This window comes from Microcystis sp. M049S2, assembly GCF_020245625.1.
Taxonomy (GTDB): Bacteria; Cyanobacteriota; Cyanobacteriia; order Cyanobacteriales; family Microcystaceae; genus Microcystis; species Microcystis ichthyoblabe_A.
The window spans coordinates 1-19,925 of the sequence record NZ_JADBUN010000265.1; the positions used below are offsets into that span (position 1 = coordinate 1).

The window sequence follows — 19,925 nt, forward strand, 5'->3', positions numbered from 1 at the left end:
CTGCATTATTCACCAACTGGCAAAAACCTGATTGTGAGGACATCTCAAAAAACAGACTGTTTTTCAGCCAGATCGCTAGATGAACTTCTTGCCAAGGCTTTCGAGGATTTTCCAAAGTCTTCATGAATAATGCAGGCTAGCACGGATAGGTGAACTTGATTACTGCCGATTAATTCCCCCTCAACTCGATAGAAAGTCCCGTATTCGTTGGTAAGATATTCGATAGCGGGATTGACGAGGGTAAAACCAGCAGGATAACTGCTATACTATATTTATAGTTCACTGAGAGAATAGAAATGGATCACAATTGCGATGCTTGCGATTCTAAAATCGAAGATATTCCAGAGTTTATTCGTCAAAACCTCATTGTCGTAAAATCTATATGGAGAGACAGCTGTGAGGCAATTAAAGAATTAAAAGACAATGATTACAACAAACACCTGATTTTAATTATAACAGATTTAGAAGAAGAAATTTTAGAAAATCGAGAAATATTTTCAAAAAATCAATTTGCCAAAAATTATTTTACTACACAGATTAAACAATATTTAGAAGGCACAAAAAAATCTGCTGGGGAGCCATCGGCTAAGAGTTTATGGGCAAAACCAATATCTACTCAGTTGAAATTTATTTTAGAAGCTTTAAATTCAGCATCAGATTCTAAAAAATTTGAATTAAAAGACATATTATATTCTGTTGAAATAATACAAAAAGAGATAATTTCAGTAGAAAGTCTTGAAGGTTTACTTAATTTACTTATTACAGAAATCCTCAAAGAAGAAATGAATCGAGAGGAATTAAAATTTATCGTTAACACTATTATAATAATGTTTATTGAGCGAGGATACTATGTTAAAACTCTAGAATATTTATTACATAAACAATTATCTTTGTTTCAAGATCATTGGAACCGTATAAGTACAAGTACAGATGGATTGTATTTATACGGTGGACTCATATATGGATCACCCAAATATAACGAGGAAGTTTATTCTGAAAACGAAGACTATAAAATTGCCCTCAAGCAATATTATGACTCTTTGGGGCTTAAAGATAGGATTTTTCTGATGAAAAAAATTTATGTCGAACCACCTAAAAAGTATAAGGTTATTTTTAAACTTTCTAATTTTGCTCTAGCCAATTCTCAATCATTAAATATAGGTAACGTTTATTTTTATATTCCGAAAATTCATGGAAAAATAACAAAAAGTATTTTTCGAGACGACACATACATAGATGAAATTTCTGATCTTGTTCAGTTTGAAAAAAGAATACAGGAATTTGAAGTGATGTCCGAGAGTATTTATTATGTTGCTGTTGACATCGAAGGAAATGATTTTTATTCAATGAAGGATCAAGCGATAAGAACAGTAGAGAGGGCTGTGTCTGTCTTTCTCCGAAAGGATACTCTCATGAAAAAGACAAATAACAACGAAATACAAATAATATTAAATAATTACATTATCTGTGACGATCTAGGTGAGGGTGCTTTTTTTGAGTATTCTTCTAGATCGAATAAAGAATTTGATATTCCTAATAATATTTATACTGACAGAATTGGTCATTGGCTTTCTTCTAAAAACTCACTTAATAAAAGCGTTGAAACATGGTTAACTGCTATTGAACTATATCGTAAATCTGTTGAGTCAGTACAAAGTTCCGACGCGCTTCTATATTCTTGGTATTCCCTTGAGCATTTTATCAATAAATCGGAAAAAATTACTGTGAGGCTTCCGAGGGAATTTGATAAATCTGTTTTTGAAGAATGGTACAATGCGAACAATATTTCAGTCCTACAATTATTGCTCGCTATTGTTACCATTAAATCCCATCTTTTTGATCTCCTAATTACTTTTGCGGATAATTTAGCGAGAAAAGGCTTTCCATGGGATAGATACTCAGTATCTGATGAAATTTTAAATATATTTTTTATTAGTAAAAAAGATAACGGTTCTATTGGGATAAACGCAAGTAATTTTCTTGAAAACTTTCAATTAATTTTTGATGATTTTGAGCAGAAAAATAGTCAATTCGATAAATATATAAGTGAGATTCGTGGTCATTTTATTGATCACACAACTTGCTTGAATAAAATAAAACAAGCAATGATCGATGTCAAAAATGATGTATATAATATCTATCGCATTAGAAATATGCTAGTTCATAGTAGTAACACAAAAAGTAAGCTTTTAGAATATTATTCAAAAAGAAATAAGGAATACAGCTTAAGACTTATTTTAGAAATCAGAAAACATTTATTTGCAACCGAGAGTGATACTGAAATACAGCCGATAAGTACTTATTTTACAAGGATGATAATTGATGCTAACGTGGCATTTGAAGCAGTAGTCAATAATGATATGGATAAATTCAGAAAATGGATAATACAATAGGAAATTCTACGACAAGTAGCCGCAAAAATTGATAATATCAAGGGTAGAACTGAAAAAAGCAATTTAGCCGCCGCTACAGCAATTCTGGCGGGGTTAGTATTAAGTAAGGAAATCATCGGAAGCTTATTAAGAGAAGAAATTATGCGCGAATCAGTTATTTATCAGGATATCCGGGAAAGTGGAAAAGCACAAGGAAGAGAGGAAGGAAGACGAGAAGAAGCGGTTTCTTTGATTCTACGGCTACTTAACCGTCGTTTAGGTGAAATATCCTCGACTTTAGGCCAACAAATCCAAGAACTATCTCTAGAACAATTAGAAACTTTAGGAGAAGCGCTGCTCGATTTTACCAGCTTGACAGATCTGACCGCTTGGTTATTGGAGATAGAAACTTAAATCCTCAGAAGATGTCTGCTCGTCCTGCGTTAAATTTTTAAATACCGGCTTTTTTGTATTGATTTAACTATGGCTACCAGCGATATTCCCTATTCTACTCACTCATCCCCAAAACCCCTGCCAAAACTGGGACTTTTCACCATGTTTCGCTTAGGACTCTTTCAGATGGGACTAGGTATTATGTCCCTGCTGACTTTGGGGGTTCTCAATCGGATTATGATCGATGAGTTAAAAGTTTTACCCTTTCTCGCCGCAGCTGCGATCGCTATGCACCAGTTTGTTAGTCCAGCACGCATCTGGTTTGGACAAAGATCCGACGGTAAAACTATTTTCGGTCATCATCGCAGCGGTTATGTCTGGATTGGGGCGGCAGTTTTTACCGCTTTAGCTTTTATTGCTTTGCAGGTAGTCTGGCAATTGGGACTTAGTATTCAAACTTCGGGATGGAATACCATTTCCTACGCTTGGATTGCCCTCTTAGCCTTAATTTTCGCCCTCTACGGACTAGCTTTAAGTGCCAGTTCTACCCCTTTTGCTGCCCTCTTAGTGGATGTGTCCGATGAAGATAATCGATCGCAATTAGTTGCTATAGTTTGGTCAATGCTGATGGTGGGAATCGTCGTCGGGGCGATCGTTAGTTCTCGTTTGCTGGATACTCCCAATATCTGCGGTACAAATATTTTGACCTATGATCCGACTCAATCAGCCCCCATAGCCAATATTCCGCAACTACAGGCGACAATTAACCCCGTGTTCACGATTATGCCCGCTATCGTTTTCGGTCTCTGTATTTTAGCGACTTTTGGCGTAGAAAAAAAATATTCTCGTTTTAGTAGTCGGTCCACTCTCGTGCAAAGAGAGGATCAAATTACCTTTAAAGATGCGTTACAGGTTCTCACCGCTAGTCGGCAAACCGGTTTATTTTTCACCTTTCTGCTGATGATGACTTTGAGTTTATTTATGCAGGATGCAATTATGGAACCTTTTGGCGGCGAGGTTTTTGGGATGTGTATCGCCCAAACCACCCAATTAAACGCTTTTTGGGGAACTGGAACCCTTTTTGGTATTGCCGCCACGGGATTTATGCTCATTCCCCGCATCGGTAAACAAAAAACCACTAAATATGGCTGTATTTTTGCAACAATTTGTTTTATTCTCTTGATTTTTGCCGGCTTTTCTGCTGACCAAAGTTTATTAAAATCAAGCTTGCTCTTTTTCGGTTTAGCTTCGGGAATGATTACCGCTGGCGCTACCAGTTTAATGTTAGATTTAACCGCCGCCGAAACCGCAGGAACTTTTATCGGCGCTTGGGGATTATCACAAGCGATCGCCCGGGGATTAGCCACGGTTTTAGGCGGTACAATTTTAAATATCGGTAAAGTTATCTTTTCTAGCCCGGTTTTAGCTTATGGCTTAGTTTTCCTCGTGCAAGCACTGGGAATGATCCTAGCAGTTTGGTTATTAAGTCGCGTCGATGTCAAGGAATTTAAGGAAAATGCCCGAGCAGCGATCGCAACGGTAATGAAAGGAGAGATCGACTAGCAAAAGCAAGCAAAAGTGAGATAACAGGAGAATTAGCCCGATCGGGGGAAGTTGGTTAGCAGCTTTTTTCCTATCCTAAAAGTAGAGAGGAAAACGAAAGAGGAGGCTAAAACGATGAAAAGGACTTTAATGATTGTTCTAGGTTCCCTAGCCTCCTTACTGCTGATTAACCCCGTCGGTGCGGAAAATCCCCAACAGGTGCAACGATTATTGAATACGCGGGAATGTCCGGGCTGTGATCTCCGGGGTGCAGATTTAAGAGGGGCGCATCTAATCGGTGCTGATTTGAGAGAAGCGAATTTACAGGGAGCTAATCTGGAGGAAGCTAACTTAGAGGGCGCAGATTTGACCGATGCTAACCTAGAAGGCGCAAATTTAACCGCAGCTTTTCTGACTAATGCCAGTTTGAATCAAGCTAATCTCAATGGAGTCAATTTCACCAGCGCCATGATTTATGATGCTGATGTGACGGGTGCATCAATGGAGAGAATTAACTTGACAAATGCTCAGATTTATGGTACAGGCATCGCTGTGGGTGGTGAAAGTCCTTAGATGTTCTTGTCCTCAAAATATAGTTAATTTTGTAACAGATGCGAGTGTCGCGTCTGTTTTTTTATACACTTTTACTAAATAGTTTGAGTTATAAAATAACCGGCATGACTCAACTCACATCGCGCCCTAGTGTCTTAATTGTCGATGATTTGCCCAATAATGTGCGGCTATTGTCGATTATGCTCACCGAGAAGGGATATCAGGTACGGAAAGCGATTAATGGACAGATGGCCCTGAATACAGTGCGATCGCTAATTCCCGATCTGATCCTCCTCGATATTAATATGCCCGATCTCAATGGTTATCAAGTTTGTGAACAGTTAAAAGCTGATGAAAAAACCAGAGAAATTCCCGTGATTTTTATCAGCGCTCTTGATGATGTCTTCGATAAAGTCAAAGCTTTTCAAGTGGGAGGTGTCGATTATATTTCTAAACCTTTTCAAGGGGAAGAAGTCATGGCCCGCATCGAAAATCAATTAACTATTTGCCGTCAAAAAAAACAACTACAAAACGAAATTAAAGAACGTCAAAAAACTGAGGAAACTTTAGAAATTTATCTTCATGCTGTCTCTCACGATCTCCGCAATCCCGTGATCGGGATGTCAATGATCTTAAATAATTTAATTAAAAATTCTCAGGGAGAAACTAAAGAAGTATCCCGGAAGATTTTACAACAGATGGCCAACAGTTGCGATCGACAATTAACTTTAATTGATTCTCTTGTCGAAACCCGACAGAATGATCTTTGGGGAGTTTCCCTAGAACTAAAGCCTTTATCTCTCTACGAAATTGGTCAACAGATCGGCCAGGAATGGGAGTTAAGATTAAGGGAAAATCAAGCAACTTTAATTAATAACTTTTCCCCCGATTTACCCTTAGTTAATGCTGATGCTCACCATCTCTGGCGAGTTTTTGAGAATTTATTAGCCAATGCTCTTAAACACAATCCCCAAGGTATAATTATCACTTTCTCGGCTAGACTAGAGGGTAATTGTCTCCGGTGTAGCATTGCCGATAATGGGGTAGGAATTAGCGAAACCCAGAGAAAACAATTATTTGATCGCTATCAACGAGGCAATAATAATAATCAGATTAGTTTAGGACTAGGTTTATATCTATGTCGTCAAATTATCCATGCTCACGGAGGCGAAATTGGCATTATGAATAATGATGAAAAAGGTTCACAATTTTGGTTTACTTTGCCCTACTAAGCTGTTGACTAAGTAGGTAGATGTTAAAAACTTTCAGACACCCCCCTTATCAAGGGGGGATTAAGGGGGGATCTATCTTCAATTTAATTATAACCAGCTACTTATCTACATTACTCGTTAAGACTGTCTATGAGCAGGAAGAGCCAGTTTAAACATTTGTTTTTTCCTGTTACCGGGGAAAGAAAGGGCTAAGATCTATCTAGATCAACTATCTTCACTTGCCATGGCCGCTAATGCCGACTATTCTGCCCATTCTAGCCTTAACTTGCAACAACCTTGGCATACCTATCCGGTGGAAACCACCCTATCTATCCTCGGTAGTTCAGCTGTTAATGGCCTCAATAGGGAGCAAATCGCCCAAAGAATTAAATATTATGGCAAAAATGAACTACAAGAACGTCCAGGGCGCAGTAATTGGCAAATTCTCCTAGATCAGTTTACCAATATCATGCTCCTCCTCTTAATTGCCGTGGCCATAATTTCCGGAGGACTAGATTTACTGGCATTACAGCGCGGTCATCTGGCTAAAATTGGTGTTCCCTTCAAAGATACGATCGCTATCTTAACAATTGTCATCCTCAATGGTATCCTCGGCTATCTGCAAGAAAGTCGCGCCGAAAAAGCTCTGGCCGCTTTAAAAAAACTCTCCTCTCCCCAAGTTAATGTTATCCGCGAGGGTCAACGCACAGAAATAGATGCGGTTAATCTCGTCCCCGGGGACATCATGCTGATTGAAGCGGGAACCCAAATCAGCGCCGACGGCCAAATTATCGAAGCTTTTAACCTGCAAATTCGCGAATCGGCCTTGACAGGAGAGGCAAATAGTGTTAATAAATCCGCCTCCATTGACCCCTTAGACAGGGATACTCCCCTTGGCGATCGCTTAAATTTTGTCTTTACCGGAACAGAGGTACTGCAAGGCCGGGCCAAGGTCATCGTTACCAATACGGGAATGACCACGGAATTAGGCAAAATCGCTCAAATGTTAGCAACAGTCGGCAATGAACCCACTCCTCTCCAAAAAAGAATGACTCACTTGGGTAATGTCCTTGTTGCTGGTTCTCTCATTCTAGTGGCCCTGACTATTACCATCGGCCTGATCAATGCCGGTTGGTCGGCCCTAGAGGAATTAGTGGAAGTTTCCCTTAGTATGGCAGTAGCCGTCGTTCCCGAAGGATTACCCGCAGTTATCACCCTAACTCTCGCCCTAGGTACCCAACGCATGGTCAAACGTCAGGCCTTGATTCGTAAACTGCCGGCAGTAGAAACCCTTGGTTCCGTTAATGTGATCTGTTCCGACAAAACTGGGACGCTAACGGAAAATAAAATGATTGTACGCGAGATAGAGACAGTTAATCGCAGTTTTTTAGTTACTGGGGAAGGATATAGCCCAAAAGGACAATTTTTAGACTCCGAGCAACGGGCGATCGATCCCAAAACCGATCTAGAATTACATCATCTCTTAATTGCCAGTATCCTCTGCAACGATGCCAGTTTAGACCTCGATAACGGTCACGATAGCATTTTAGGCGATCCCACGGAAGGAGCCTTATTAGTTTTAGGGGCGAAAGCGGGCTTAAATTTATCCCTAACCAAGCAAGAGTTCCCTAGAATCGCTGAAATCCCCTTTTCTTCCCAAAGAAAGCGAATGTCGGTCATTTGTCAAGGAGTCAATCCCGTACTATTTACCAAAGGTTCCCCGGAATTAATCCTTGAACAGTGTCTCTCCTATCAATCGGGATTAGAAAGTCTTCCTTTTGGGGATAGGGAAAAAGAAAAAGTCTTAGTCGCTAACAATGCTATGGCTAACAGGGGTTTACGAGTCTTAGGATTAGCCTATAAAACACTAATTTATCCGCCAGAATCAACTGAAATCAGCGAAGATAAGCTAATTTGGTTAGGAATGGTCGGTATGATCGACGCACCGCGACCAGAGGTACAAATCGCCGTGGCTAGGTGTCGAGAAGCGGGAATCCGTCCGATTATGATCACCGGCGATCATCAATTAACCGCTCTAGCGGTGGCTAAGAGTCTTGGTATTGCCCAAGCGGGAGCTTTAGTGATCTCAGGGCGAGAATTAGATAAATTATCACCAATTCAGCTAGAAAACCTCATTGACAAAACTAACATCTATGCCCGTGTCTCCCCCGAACATAAATTAACCATTGTCCGCGCCTTGCAAAAAAAGGGTAAATTTGTTGCTATGACCGGAGATGGGGTGAATGATGCTCCGGCCTTGAAACAAGCAGATATAGGTATTGCCATGGGAATCTCCGGCACCGATGTCACCAAAGAGGCTAGTGATATGATTCTCCTTGATGATAATTTTGCCACCATCGTCGCTGCCACGGAAGAAGGGCGAGTGGTTTATAACAATATTCGCAGTTTTATTAAATATATTCTCGGCAGTAATATCGGGGAAGTGATTACTATCGCTGCTTCGCCTCTTTTGGGTTTAGTTACTCCCCTAACTCCCCTACAAATTCTCTGGATGAATTTAGTTACTGATGGTTTACCCGCGTTAGCTTTGGCAGTGGAACCCGCTTCTCCTAATATTATGCGTCGCCCTCCTTTTAGTCCCCAAGAAAGTATTTTTGCTCGCGGTTTGGGCAGTTATATTGTGAGAATTGGGATTATTTTTTCGATTATTAATATCACTCAAATGTTAATCGCTGTGCGCTTGGATCCGCTTTTTGGTAATACTGGTTCATGGAAAACTATGGTTTTTACTACTCTCTGTTTAGCTCAAATGGGTCATGCCATTTCCGTGCGATCGAGCGATCATCTTACCATAGAAATGAATCCTTTGACTAATCCCTATCTCTGGGTAGCAGTAACCCTGACGACAATTTTTCAACTGATGTTAATCTATGTTCCTGCCCTGCGGGATTTTTTCGGTACTCAATTTTTAACTAAAGAAGAATTATTAATCTGTTTGGGATTTAGTACCTTATTATTCGTTTGGGTGGAGTTAGAAAAATTATTTACCCGTTGGTATCATCGGCGATAATCAGGGAGTTTTTTTCATTGTTCAGTAAACAGTGAATTGAAAACTCAAATCTCATAACTGATAAACCCCATCCACAGGGAAAACCATAGTTTGGCTTTTTCAGCTATGATCCTTACATAGCAATACTTTTAAGGCTTAGTGCCTTGGCCGTGAAATTCCAGTTCTCTAGCTGATTGCGGTTTAGCTTACTATTAAAAACTGATTTGATCTAAGATTGAATCAGCAATATTTTATTGGGAGTATCAAACAATGGAACCAGTTTCTCTGATTGTCACGGCCTTGACTGCCGGTGCGGTTGCTGCGGCTAAAGATACGGCGGAAAAAGGCGTTAAAGATACATATCAAGGTTTGAAAACCTTGATTAAGCGTAAGTTTGCTAATGATGCTTTAGCACAGGCAATGGTAGAGGCAAAACCAGAGGATATCAAGAAAGCTGAAGGTTTGTTAAAAGATAAAATTGTCGAAGCGGGGGTTGATAAAGATAATGAAATCACTAAATTAGCCCAAGATTTACTAGACAAGCTCCAAGAACAACCCGGTGGACAACAAATTATCACCCAAAATATCAGTAATGTTAAATATGCTGCTGCCTCTGGCACGGGTAATGCTAGTATTAGCGGCATCACCGAGCATGGCACATCTAAGGATGACTGAGACTGTATTTTAATTAATCAGGATGGTTGATATGTCAGAACCAAGCGAAATTCAACAAAATATTACAGAAGCTCAATATGCTGCTACCTCTGGGACTGGCAATGCAACCATCACGATTACCAATTACTATTATCGAGAAGAAGCAAGAATAGCCCCTGCTGATTCTGCCGATGTTGCTGATGATAAACTGCCCTGTCCCTATCGTGGCTTGTTTCATTTTGGTCCAGGAGATGCAGAATACTTTTTTGGGCGCAAAAGCTTTATTAAAAACCTATTTCAGGCAACCCAAACCCGTAATTTTATCCCCCTATTAGGTGCGTCGGGAAGTGGTAAATCCTCGGTGGTTTTTGCGGGATTAGTCCCAAAATTGCAACAAGAAAGTCACTGGCAGTTTACCCATTTTCGTCCTGGTTCTGACCCTTTTCATGCCCTAGCTTTAGCATTAGTTCCCCTTTATACAACTAATTTAAATGAGACAGAACGCCTCGCCCAAGCGCGTCAGTTAGCCAATTATTTGCGTGATGGCGATATTTCTTTAGCTGACGTTGTTGCCCAAATCCAACAGAATTATCCCAGTGAACGGGTGCTGGTAATTGCCGACCAATTTGAGGAACTTTATACCCTCTGTCCTGATGAAACAATCCGTCGTAATTTTCTCGATAAATTAACTACATCCCCTTTTGAAAGGGTAGGAATGGTGTTGGTATTAACGATGCGGGCGGATTTCTTGGGGAATGCTCTTTCCTATCGTCCCTTTGCTGATGTCTTGCAAAATACCGACTTGAAATTGGGGCCGATGAACCGAGAAGAACTCACAGAAGTTATTGAAAAACCGGCGCAAAAATTGGGGGTGACATTGGAAGCGGGACTGGTGAAACGCATCCTCGATGATGTGGAGAGTGAGCCGGGGAATTTGCCATTACTAGAGTTTGCCTTAACGGAATTGTGGCAGCGGCGACAGGGCCAACAGTTAACCCATCTGGCATATACAGAAATTGGCGAAGTGCAGGGTGCTTTGGCCCGCCATGCCAATGAAGAATATGACAAGCTGAGTGAGGCGCAACGGAAAGAGGTGCGGCGCATTTTCATCCAATTGGTACGCCCAGGGGAAGGCACAGAAGATACGCGGCGGCTGGCGACAAAAGCGGAATTAGGGGCGGTAAATTGGGCGCTGGTGAAACAATTGGCGGATGCGCGTTTAGTTGTCACCAGTCGCAGTGAAGAGGCACAGGTGGAGACGGTGGAAGTGGTGCATGAAGCACTGATTCGCAATTGGGGGGAATTGCGGGGCTGGATGGACACAGACAGGGTTTTTCGCGCTTGGCAAGAGCGATTAAGGGCAGGAATGTATCAATGGCAACAGATAGAAAATGGAGACGTAACTGGATGGGATGAAAGCAGATTGTTGCGGGGTACAGCGTTGGCGGAGGCAGAAGAGAAGCTGAAACAACGTCCAGAGGATTTGAGCGAAGGGGAGCTATTTTATATCCAAGTAAGTGTAAAACTGCGAGACAAAGAACAAAGGCGGCGAGAACGTGTAAGACGACAGACTGTTTATGTTTATGTACTAGCAGGAGGTTCGATTTTGATTTTAGCTTTGGGTATATTGATTCAATGGCAGAACGCCGAAAAGCGAAAAGAAATAAATAACCTTGAACGACAACTAGAGTACGAGATAGAGTCCGCGAAAGAACAAGTAGAGTCCGCGAAAGAACAAGCGAGGACAAGCAAAATTCATGAGAGAGGGAGAATGTGTTACCAACTCCTAAGAGATAGGAATTGGAAACAAGGTTATGGAACGGTTGAGGAGTATGAAGAAAACAAAAGAAGGTTTGATTATTGTGAGTCGGAATGGGGTAAATAAAAGTAACACCGTGTGCGACTTTTTCAAAACTCTGATTTCACAAGTATTTCAAAGATACGGACTTGGCACGTTATTAGTGTCAGTTTCAGTCCCAACGGCGAGACTTTGGTGAGCGGTAGTTATGACAAAACTATCAAACTCTGGGATGTAAAAACAGGCAAAGAAATCCACACCTTCGAGGGGCATGATGGCCCTGTCAGAAGCGTTAATTTTAGTCCCGACGGCAAGACTTTGGTGAGCGGTAGTGATGACAAGACTATCAAACTTTGGGATGTAGAAACAGGCCAAGAAATCCGCACCCTCCATGGGCATGATAGCCGTGTCAGAAGCGTTAATTTTAGTCCCGATGGCAATACTTTGGTGAGCGGTAGTTGGGACAACACTATCAAACTCTGGAAGGTAGAAACAGACTCGAATTTATTGAATTTAGATGCTTTAATGGGGCGTAGTTGCGATTGGGTGCGGGCTTATTTGCACAACCCTAATTCTGGTGTCAGGGAGGAAGATAGGGGTTTGTGTGATGGCATTGGTACAAAGAATTATCGGACTAAGGAGATTTTGCCATGACTTCCACGAAAGAATAGAGCTAACCAGCTAGGGTAAAATTAGGGTTTCGGCTTATCCTCAACTCAGCTTAACTAGGAATAGGCCGATTTATCTTGCTAAGGCTATATTTTGAGCAACTTTTGTCAATTTATCCACAAACAGAAACATCAATCGTAGGGTGCGTTAGCCAAAGCGTAACGCACCCATTTAATAATTAAGTTGGTGCGTGGGGTGCGGATTATTAATTGGTTTTTTCTCAGAGATTATCGCCGCAAACACGCACCCTAAAAGATCGGCTTACACAAAAAAACAAGTTTATGTTATTATTAAAATAAATCTCAGTCAATAAAAAATATTTATTATGAATATCAAAGTGGTTGTCTGGCAAGAAGATGATGTTTGGTGTGCAACTGTACCAGCTTTGTCTGGTTGTCATACTTGGGCAGAAAATTATGATGATTTGATGGTCATGGTTAAAGAGGCAATAGAAGGCTGGTTAGAAGTTTCTCATGAAAAAAAATTACTTGATCGAAAAGAGAATCAGCAATTAGTGGAGATTTCTGTATGAAGTCAATCTCAGGTAAAAAATTATGTAAAGTCGTTGAAAGATTTGGCTAGAAATTGGCAAGAATTAAAGGAAGTCATTATATCTATACCAAAGAAAATGTTTCTGCAATTATTGTTATACCAACCCATGGAAATCGAGATTTACCGATAGGAACATTAAAAGGTATTCTCAAAGATTCAGGATTAACTGAAGATGATATTTGACAACGTAACGCACCAATTTGATGATAAATTTGGGCGTGGGGCGCGGATTATTAATTTTAGTTTTTCATCAGAATTAGTAACCGCAAACACTCACCCTACAAGCTAATTCGTAGGGTGCGAAGCGCGAAAGTGTAACGCACCAATTTAATAATTAAGTTGTTGCGTTACGGCAGATTATTAATTTGTTTTTTTGTCAGAGATTATCGATGCAAACACGCACCCTACCAGATCGGCGATCGCACTAAAATTGTCCAACCGATGGGGGCTACCTCACATCCCATTCTTGCGAGATTAGCAATTTTGGCTTTTCGTTACTTGGTATGGTTCGATAGGGGGGCAGGAGTTCCAAATCCCGCAGCGAGTTTTCCCTTGCTGGTCATGCCTGGGTCCGCGCTTCTTTCCTTTTTTCCGTTTATTTTCATCGCTGGGTTTCTTCAACTGGTCGGAAGATGGCGGCACTGAACTATTTTGCGAGGTACGATTTGTCAGCTTGTCTCGTTTTTCTTTTAATTTCTCCTCTTGCTGCTGTGCTTCGATTTGTTTCTGTTGCTCTTCTATCAGTCGCTCTTGCTGGGCTATTTGTTGTTGCTGTTTCACTATCCACTCCACAACTCTTCTTCGGCGACGGTTATGACTGAAGGCGAATTAAGGGAGCGGTTTGATTCATCATGTCCGGCAGGCACTTAACTGAACTCAGCATACATCTAACTGCTCCATCTTACCTCTCCGTTTATTGCGGTGAGCAGTTACCAATTTTTGTGGTACGATCTGAATGCCCTAGGTTAGAAACTAACTTTTCTCACGATTTATTCCCATGAAAGAACAAATCAAAGAACGCATCGAACAACTCAAAGCCGAATATGAGTCTGGTCAAAAAATGTTAGCTGATCTAGAAACACAAGAGTCTAATCTAAGAACTACCATGCTGCGCATCAGTGGTGCGATTCAAGTATTAGAAGAGTTACTCGCTAAAGCTGAGGAAGAAGAAAATCTTGACGACGCTAAAAAAGTAGAAGTTCTCTCTCAATGAAGTAGTTAATATTCCCCAAAACTGCCATGATTCAAAACCTAGTTTTGAGAATAATCAGCCTGCTAGTTGAGACCTTAGCAAGCGTAATTACTGATGCGGCTCAACACATTAAAGCCGGACCGGTTGACTCAAGTAATAGCAGCAATCTCCCGATTACTGTTATAACTCCGGGTTGCTTTACCATCAGCCAACAACCCGGAGAAAACACCTCTAATCAACCACGTCCAGAAGATTTTCGCGAAAAACTGGCTGTCAGCCAAGAAAAGCCTTCAAGACCATATATCTTAGCCAAAACACCGCTACAAGGAACGGTTCAGTGTCAAGTTTTCTTTGCTGAAGGTACCTTAACAGAAAAGCAAATTTGGCTTCAGGAAAAACAAGACTTTACCATCAATTATAAAACGCAAGAGTGTAACTTTACCTATGATATATCAAAAGCAAAAAGTATCCTGTTTATCTACTCGTTTGTCGGGATTTTTAGCCTAAGAAACTTTGAACAAGAACTTTTCATAGAGGTACAAGCTGCAAGTACCAATGAACTGGAAAAATTAACGGCTCTCATTGCTGGCTCTATCCTAACCCACCACGACCAATTAATCGAAGCCTATAATCAAGACCCCACCTACAAAACAGAATATAATGCAGCTTCCCTGGGAATTTTAGCCCAACTGCATCAAATTCAGTTTTTAGCAGGAAATCCAGCCGATACATCCTCAATTAAAATGACGCTGAAGTTTTTAGTAACCGGTCAACTGAAAGCAACACGAGCAATTAGTGAAAACTTCGGTATCATCGAAAAAATTGAGATTATAGAACCAACGGTTAGTCGATAATTTCCCGATCAATTTTGGGTAAACTGTCATCAAATTCCTGCGAAGTCTCTTGCCTCATCTCAACAGGCAATTTAAATACGCGGGCAGCTTAAAAGAGTCTTAGCTAGGGTTGGCTGAATAAATCTAAAAACCTTGTTGGATAAGGCTTTTAGACTTTTTTTCCCTCAAAAAGTGCCGACCATTGGAGGGATCGGGGGGAAAATTCAGGGACTTTTTCCCTGAAAATTAGGTAACTGACTACCTCAAAATCGAAACTCTACACCCCACACCCCACACCCCACACCCCACACCAACAAACTTTTTGCCGCAAACCCTAGCTATAGCACTTATCTTAATGGTGAGGTACGAAGTTGCTGCCAGCAAGGGAATCTTTAAGAAATTACCCAAAATCCCTGAGTATAGATATTGACGGCGCTAGACTCCCAACGTATAGATAAATACTGTTTCTGGAAGCCCATGACTGTGAGCTACGAAAAAATTACCCCACCGACAACAGGCTCGACAATTACTTTTTCTGAGGGAAAACCTCTAGTTCCCGACGATCCGATCATTCCCTTCATTCGCGGTGACGGTACGGGGGTCGATATCTGGCCCGCAACCGAAAAAGTTATCGATGCAGCGATCGCCACAGCCTACGGTGGTCAAAGGAAAATCCATTGGTTTAAAGTCTATGCAGGCGATGAAGCTTGCGAAATCTACGGGACTTATCAATATCTACCCCAAGATACCTTGACAGCGATTAAAGAATATGGTATCGCCATCAAGGGTCCCTTGACCACTCCCATCGGTGGCGGCATTCGTTCCCTGAATGTGGCTTTGCGGCAAATTTTTGACCTTTATGCCTGTGTTCGTCCCTGTCGTTACTATGCGGGAACCCCTTCCCCCCATAAAACCCCGGAAAAACTCGATGTCATCGTCTATCGGGAAAATACCGAGGATATTTATCTCGGCATCGAATGGAAACAAGGCACGGAAATCGCCGATAAACTGATTAATTATCTCAACACCGAACTAATTCCCGCCACTCCCGAACACGGTAAAAAACAAATTCCCCTCGATGCGGGTATCGGGATCAAACCGATTAGTAAGACGGGTTCCCAAAGATTAGTCCGCCGGGCGATCGAACGAGCGCTGACTTTACCGAAACCGAAAAATCAAGTTACTCTCGTCCACAAGGGTAACATTATGAAATATACCGAAGGAGCGTTCCGGGATTGGGGTTATGAATTAGCTAAAAGTGAATTCCGGGATGTGTGCGTTACCGAGATGGAATCATGGATCCTGAGCAATAAGGAGAAAAACCCCGATCTGAGCATCGAAGATAACGCCCGCATGGTGGAACCGGGTTATGATGCCCTCACGGACGAGAAAAAAGCCAAAATATGCCAAGAAGTGACCAGTGTTCTCGATGCTATCTGGGAAACCCACGGCCATGGCCAGTGGAAAGATAAAATTATGGTTAACGATCGCATTGCCGATAGTATCTTCCAACAGATCCAAACCCGTCCCGATGAATACTCGATCCTCGCTACCATGAACCTGAATGGCGATTATCTCTCCGATGCGGCAGCGGCGATCGTGGGTGGTTTAGGGATGGGACCCGGGGCGAATATTGGCGATACTTGCGCTATTTTTGAGGCAACCCACGGCACAGCCCCTAAACACGCCGGTTTAGACCGAATTAACCCCGGTTCGGTGATTCTTTCTGGGGTGATGATGTTGGAATACATGGGATGGCAAGAAGCGGCCGATTTGATTAAAAAAGGCATTGCGGCGGCGATCGCTAATCGACAAGTTACCTACGATTTAGCGCGTCTGATGGAACCTCCCGTTAATCCTCCCCTGAAATGTTCCGAATTTGCCGACGCGATTATCTCCCATTTTGGGGATTAATTTTCCGGTTAGGGTAGCCTGAAAACTGCCCTATTTTTCGGAAAATCCCCAAAATCACCCCTGTCTCCGTTAATGCAGACGTTTTAAGCGTTCTTGGAGAATTTGGGCTTGTTTTTCGGACTCTGCTAAAGCTTGCTGCGTTTTTTGGATTAAAGCTTCTGGAGCTTTTTCGACAAAGCTAGGTTTATTCAAGCGATCGCTCAAACTCTTGATTTCCCCTTCTACTTTAGCTAAATTTTTCGCTAATTTCCCGGCCAATACCGATATATCAACCAATCCGGACAGGGGTATAAGGATTTCTACCGTAGCGACAACACCGGCGATCGCTTGATTGACTTCCTCGGTTATTTTGTCCGTCAAAATTAAGTTTTCGATCTTGGCCAAGTCCTTTAAGTACACTTGTCCGCGTTGCAAAATAGCTAATTCTTGGCTGTTTTCTGTCTGTAAAATTGCCGTGATCGTTGCCCCCGGTTTAATCCCCGCTTCGGCCCGCAAATTACGCAACACCCGAATACTTTCTATTAATAACTCAAAAGTATTTTCTAAGTCTAGATCGATCAGAGAACTATCAGCTATTGGATAGGTTTCTAAAGCTAAAACCTGCTGATTTTCTTGGGTTAAATGATGCCAAATTTCTTCGGTAATATGGGGCATAAAAGGATGTAATAGTTTTAATGTCCCTGCCAAGATAAAAGCCAAAGTTTGCCTAGCTGTAGCACAGGAAACCGATTCTTTATCCTTCCATAAACGAGTTTTCACTAACTCGATATACCAATCACAGAAATCGCCCCAGATAAATTCGTATAGACCTTTTGCCGCTTCTCCCATGCCATAATTTTCTAGATAATCTCTAGTTTTTTGCACTGTTTGATGATAACGAGATAAAATCCAGCGATCAGCTAATTCTAAATTTTCTAAAACTGGTTCTCCCAATTCTTCTGGGGTTTTTCCCTCCAGATTCATCATGACAAAACGGGAAGCATTCCAAATTTTATTGGCAAAATTTCGGGCCGCTTCTACGGATTCCGATTCATCGGTTTTACGGTTGTATTGCAGACTGATATCCTGTCCTGCTCCTGCCACTTCTCGGATTAAGGTATATCGTAAAGCATCGGTTCCATATTTATCAATTAAAATTAGGGGATCGATGCCGTTATTGGCAGATTTAGACATCTTTTTGCCGTTTTCATCCCTAACTAAACCGTGAATATAGACATCTTTAAAGGGCATTTGTTGCGTAAAATAGCCCGCCATCATCGTCATTCTGGCCACCCAGAAAAAGATAATATCAAAACCAGTGACGAGGGTTGTGGTGGGATAATAGGTGTCTAGATCAAGGGTTTTTTCTGGCCATCCCATAGTTGAAAATGGCCACAATCCCGAGGAAAACCAAGTATCTAAAACATCGGGGTCTTGTTGAATAATTATATCCTCTCCATACTCTTGTTTGGCCTTGGCTAAAGCGGAGGTTTCATCTGGGGCAACGACGAAGGGAGTATGGTTAGTAATTTCGTTATTAGTTTCACTGATAATATACCAAGCGGGAATTTGATGACCCCACCACAGTTGTCGAGAAATACACCAATCTTTTAGTTTAACTAACCAATCACGATAAACTTTTGTCCATCTTTCCGGCACAAAACGGGGCGAGTTTTCCTGATCTAAACAGGCTAAAGCTTTTGTGGCTAAAGGTTCAATTTTAACGAACCATTGGGTAGATAAAAGGGGTTCCACGGGAACTTTACCTCGATCGCTATAGGGGACGCTATGGCGATAGGCTTCAATCTTAACTAAAAAGCCGTCTTCATCGAGTTTTTTAACGACATTTTTGCGGGCAACAAAACGATCTTGACCTGCGAATATTCCGGCATTTTCGTTTAAACTGCCGTCTAAATTCATGATATTAATAAAGGCTAAATTATGGCGTTTACCCATCTCAAAATCTTTAGGATCGTGGGCCGGCGTAACTTTGACGCAACCGGTACCGAATTGGGGATCCACCAATTCATCGGCAATAATGGGTATTTCTCGCCCCATTATCGGTAAAGTGACGGTTTTGCCGATTAAATGGCGATAACGGGGGTCTTGCGGGTTGACAGCGACACCAGTATCACCGAGCATGGTTTCGGGCCTTGTGGTGGCTACTTGAAGATAACCGCCACCATCGCTAAGAGGATAGCGAAAATACCAGAGATTTCCCTCAATGTCCTTGTTTTCTACCTCTAAATCGGAAACGGCCGACCGGGATTCGGGACACCAGTTGACTAAGTATTGACCGCGATAGATTAATCCGTCCTCATAGAGTTTGATAAAAGCAGTACGGACAGCGTGGGAAAGTCCCTCATCCATGGTGAAACGTTCCCGCGTCCAATCGACGGATACCCCCAAGCGCCGCAGTTGATTAACAATGGTACTACCGGACTCCTCTTTCCATTGCCAAGCGCGTTCGAGGAATTTTTCCCTTCCTAGTTGATAACGGTCGGTTTTTTCGGCTTTTAATTGGCGATCGAGTATGGCTTGTACTGCAATACTAGCGTGATCCGTACCGGGCAGCCAGAGGGTATTTTTGCCGGTCATGCGCTTGTAGCGAACAAGTGTATCAATCAAGGAACTCTCGAAGGCGTGACCCATGTGGAGACTACCGGTAACATTGGGAGGGGGGATGACTATACAGTAGGTTTCGCCGCCTTTTTCGGGGTTTGCTGTAAATATCTCTTGATTTTCCCAATATTGCTGCCATTTCGTTTCTGTGATCTTGGGATCGTATTGCTTCGATAGTTCCGAGGTCATGATGGGGGGATTCTACAATTCTTAGTTCTTTGTCAATTGTCCCACATTTGGGAGAGATCAAATTCCTGTTTAGTTGCCAGCTAAAAAATTTTAAGAGTCCTATTAAGATAGCTGTTATCTTTTCCTCGGCTAAACCTAGCTAATTTCTGGTAACTTTTTTGTATCTCACCAGTATAATAATTGCTATAATCAATTGAGGGAGTCGATCAATAAGTGGGTAGGTATTAAAAACTTTCAGATGCCCCCCTTATTAAGGGTAGGGTTGATTCATGAATCAACCCTACTTAATAAGGGGGAGATCGGCACCCCCCTTATCAAGCTGTCCTTTAGTCACATCTTTCTTAACATTTCAAACCTTTGTAGCACAAGGCTTTCAAGACTCGGTTAACAATTTGTAATATTCCTTGTTGACACCCTTACTGACAAAGAAAAAACTGAAATCA

The 19,925-nt window shown here is 41.7% G+C and carries 13 protein-coding genes and 3 pseudogenes; 14 read left to right on the forward strand and 2 right to left on the reverse strand.

From position 1 onward, the window contains the following. Positions 1-296: 296 nt before the first annotated feature. The 11 genes and pseudogenes from IM496_RS20570 to IM496_RS20620 all read left to right on the forward strand — a co-directional run bounded on the left by IM496_RS20570 (position 297) and on the right by IM496_RS20620 (position 12,936). Positions 297-2,393 carry a hypothetical protein gene (locus IM496_RS20570; protein WP_287663098.1) on the forward strand — a complete coding sequence of 699 codons (2,097 nt, stop codon included), beginning with the start codon at positions 297-299 and terminating at the stop codon, positions 2,391-2,393. Continuing rightward, positions 2,394-2,786, forward strand: a pseudogene (locus tag IM496_RS20575) (DUF4351 domain-containing protein); the annotation flags it as partial. Positions 2,787-2,855: 69 nt separating this feature from the next. After that, a complete protein-coding gene (locus tag IM496_RS20580) occupies positions 2,856-4,328 on the forward strand; it encodes a BCD family MFS transporter (protein ID WP_194015493.1) in 1,473 nt (490 codons plus the stop codon). A gap of 114 nt (positions 4,329-4,442) precedes the next feature. Continuing rightward, positions 4,443-4,880, forward strand: coding sequence for a pentapeptide repeat-containing protein (locus IM496_RS20585; RefSeq protein ID WP_104396768.1), 438 nt, complete (start codon positions 4,443-4,445; stop codon positions 4,878-4,880). Between the two features lie 104 nt (positions 4,881-4,984). Further along, the gene (locus IM496_RS20590; RefSeq protein WP_194015495.1) at positions 4,985-6,091 is read left to right on the forward strand and encodes a hybrid sensor histidine kinase/response regulator; all 1,107 of its coding nucleotides are present in this window, start codon (positions 4,985-4,987) and stop codon (positions 6,089-6,091) included. Positions 6,092-6,314: 223 nt separating this feature from the next. Then, a complete protein-coding gene (locus tag IM496_RS20595; RefSeq protein WP_287663101.1) occupies positions 6,315-9,101 on the forward strand; it encodes a cation-translocating P-type ATPase in 2,787 nt (928 codons plus the stop codon). Positions 9,102-9,350: 249 nt separating this feature from the next. Next, the gene (locus IM496_RS20600; protein WP_287663103.1) at positions 9,351-9,755 is read left to right on the forward strand and encodes a Het-E N-terminal domain-containing protein; all 405 of its coding nucleotides are present in this window, start codon (positions 9,351-9,353) and stop codon (positions 9,753-9,755) included. 31 nt (positions 9,756-9,786) lie between these two features. Continuing rightward, positions 9,787-11,619, forward strand: coding sequence for an nSTAND1 domain-containing NTPase (locus tag IM496_RS20605; protein WP_287663104.1), 1,833 nt, complete (start codon positions 9,787-9,789; stop codon positions 11,617-11,619). Positions 11,620-11,631: 12 nt separating this feature from the next. Beyond that, the gene (locus IM496_RS20610; RefSeq protein ID WP_287663106.1) at positions 11,632-12,186 is read left to right on the forward strand and encodes a WD40 repeat domain-containing protein; all 555 of its coding nucleotides are present in this window, start codon (positions 11,632-11,634) and stop codon (positions 12,184-12,186) included. Positions 12,187-12,526: 340 nt separating this feature from the next. Continuing rightward, the gene (locus tag IM496_RS20615) at positions 12,527-12,733 is read left to right on the forward strand and encodes a type II toxin-antitoxin system HicB family antitoxin (protein WP_046662329.1); all 207 of its coding nucleotides are present in this window, start codon (positions 12,527-12,529) and stop codon (positions 12,731-12,733) included. Next, positions 12,730-12,936 (forward strand): annotated as a pseudogene (locus IM496_RS20620) (type II toxin-antitoxin system HicA family toxin). The gene IM496_RS20615 and the pseudogene IM496_RS20620 overlap by 4 nt, the downstream one beginning before the upstream one ends. 351 nt (positions 12,937-13,287) lie before the next feature. On the opposite strand, the pseudogene IM496_RS20625 reads toward IM496_RS20620, so the two are convergent. Beyond that, a pseudogene (locus IM496_RS20625) lies at positions 13,288-13,548 on the reverse strand (DUF6444 domain-containing protein); the annotation flags it as partial. Positions 13,549-13,750: 202 nt separating this feature from the next. Between IM496_RS20625 and IM496_RS20630 the strand changes: the two are divergent. From IM496_RS20630 to IM496_RS20640, 3 genes are all read left to right on the forward strand, one after another. Continuing rightward, positions 13,751-13,966, forward strand: coding sequence for a hypothetical protein (locus IM496_RS20630; protein WP_185240716.1), 216 nt, complete (start codon positions 13,751-13,753; stop codon positions 13,964-13,966). Positions 13,967-13,992: 26 nt separating this feature from the next. After that, positions 13,993-14,799 (forward strand): hypothetical protein, encoded by an 807-nt coding sequence (locus IM496_RS20635; protein ID WP_287663109.1) that lies wholly within the window; start codon positions 13,993-13,995, stop codon positions 14,797-14,799. A gap of 456 nt (positions 14,800-15,255) precedes the next feature. After that, positions 15,256-16,692 carry an NADP-dependent isocitrate dehydrogenase gene (locus IM496_RS20640; RefSeq protein ID WP_194015472.1) on the forward strand — a complete coding sequence of 479 codons (1,437 nt, stop codon included), beginning with the start codon at positions 15,256-15,258 and terminating at the stop codon, positions 16,690-16,692. A gap of 69 nt (positions 16,693-16,761) precedes the next feature. On the opposite strand, the gene IM496_RS20645 is transcribed toward IM496_RS20640, so the two are convergent. After that, positions 16,762-19,482 (reverse strand): valine--tRNA ligase, encoded by a 2,721-nt coding sequence (locus IM496_RS20645; protein ID WP_287663111.1) that lies wholly within the window; start codon positions 19,480-19,482, stop codon positions 16,762-16,764. Between the last annotated feature and the right edge of the window lie 443 nt (positions 19,483-19,925).

What these genes read in the sequence shown, in the direction of transcription:
- IM496_RS20570 (WP_287663098.1), top strand. Translation starts at nt 297, where the DNA reads ATGGATCACAATTGCGATGCTTGCGATTCTAAAATCGAAGATATTCCA.
- IM496_RS20595 (WP_287663101.1), top strand. Translation starts at nt 6,315, where the DNA reads ATGGCCGCTAATGCCGACTATTCTGCCCATTCTAGCCTTAACTTGCAA.
- IM496_RS20635 (WP_287663109.1), top strand. Translation starts at nt 13,993, where the DNA reads ATGATTCAAAACCTAGTTTTGAGAATAATCAGCCTGCTAGTTGAGACC.
- IM496_RS20580 (WP_194015493.1), top strand. Translation starts at nt 2,856, where the DNA reads ATGGCTACCAGCGATATTCCCTATTCTACTCACTCATCCCCAAAACCC.
- IM496_RS20645 (WP_287663111.1), bottom strand. Translation starts at nt 19,482, where the DNA reads ATGACCTCGGAACTATCGAAGCAATACGATCCCAAGATCACAGAAACG.
- IM496_RS20640 (WP_194015472.1), top strand. Translation starts at nt 15,256, where the DNA reads ATGACTGTGAGCTACGAAAAAATTACCCCACCGACAACAGGCTCGACA.
- IM496_RS20600 (WP_287663103.1), top strand. Translation starts at nt 9,351, where the DNA reads ATGGAACCAGTTTCTCTGATTGTCACGGCCTTGACTGCCGGTGCGGTT.
- IM496_RS20590 (WP_194015495.1), top strand. Translation starts at nt 4,985, where the DNA reads ATGACTCAACTCACATCGCGCCCTAGTGTCTTAATTGTCGATGATTTG.
- IM496_RS20615 (WP_046662329.1), top strand. Translation starts at nt 12,527, where the DNA reads ATGAATATCAAAGTGGTTGTCTGGCAAGAAGATGATGTTTGGTGTGCA.
- IM496_RS20585 (WP_104396768.1), top strand. Translation starts at nt 4,443, where the DNA reads ATGAAAAGGACTTTAATGATTGTTCTAGGTTCCCTAGCCTCCTTACTG.
- IM496_RS20630 (WP_185240716.1), top strand. Translation starts at nt 13,751, where the DNA reads ATGAAAGAACAAATCAAAGAACGCATCGAACAACTCAAAGCCGAATAT.
- IM496_RS20605 (WP_287663104.1), top strand. Translation starts at nt 9,787, where the DNA reads ATGTCAGAACCAAGCGAAATTCAACAAAATATTACAGAAGCTCAATAT.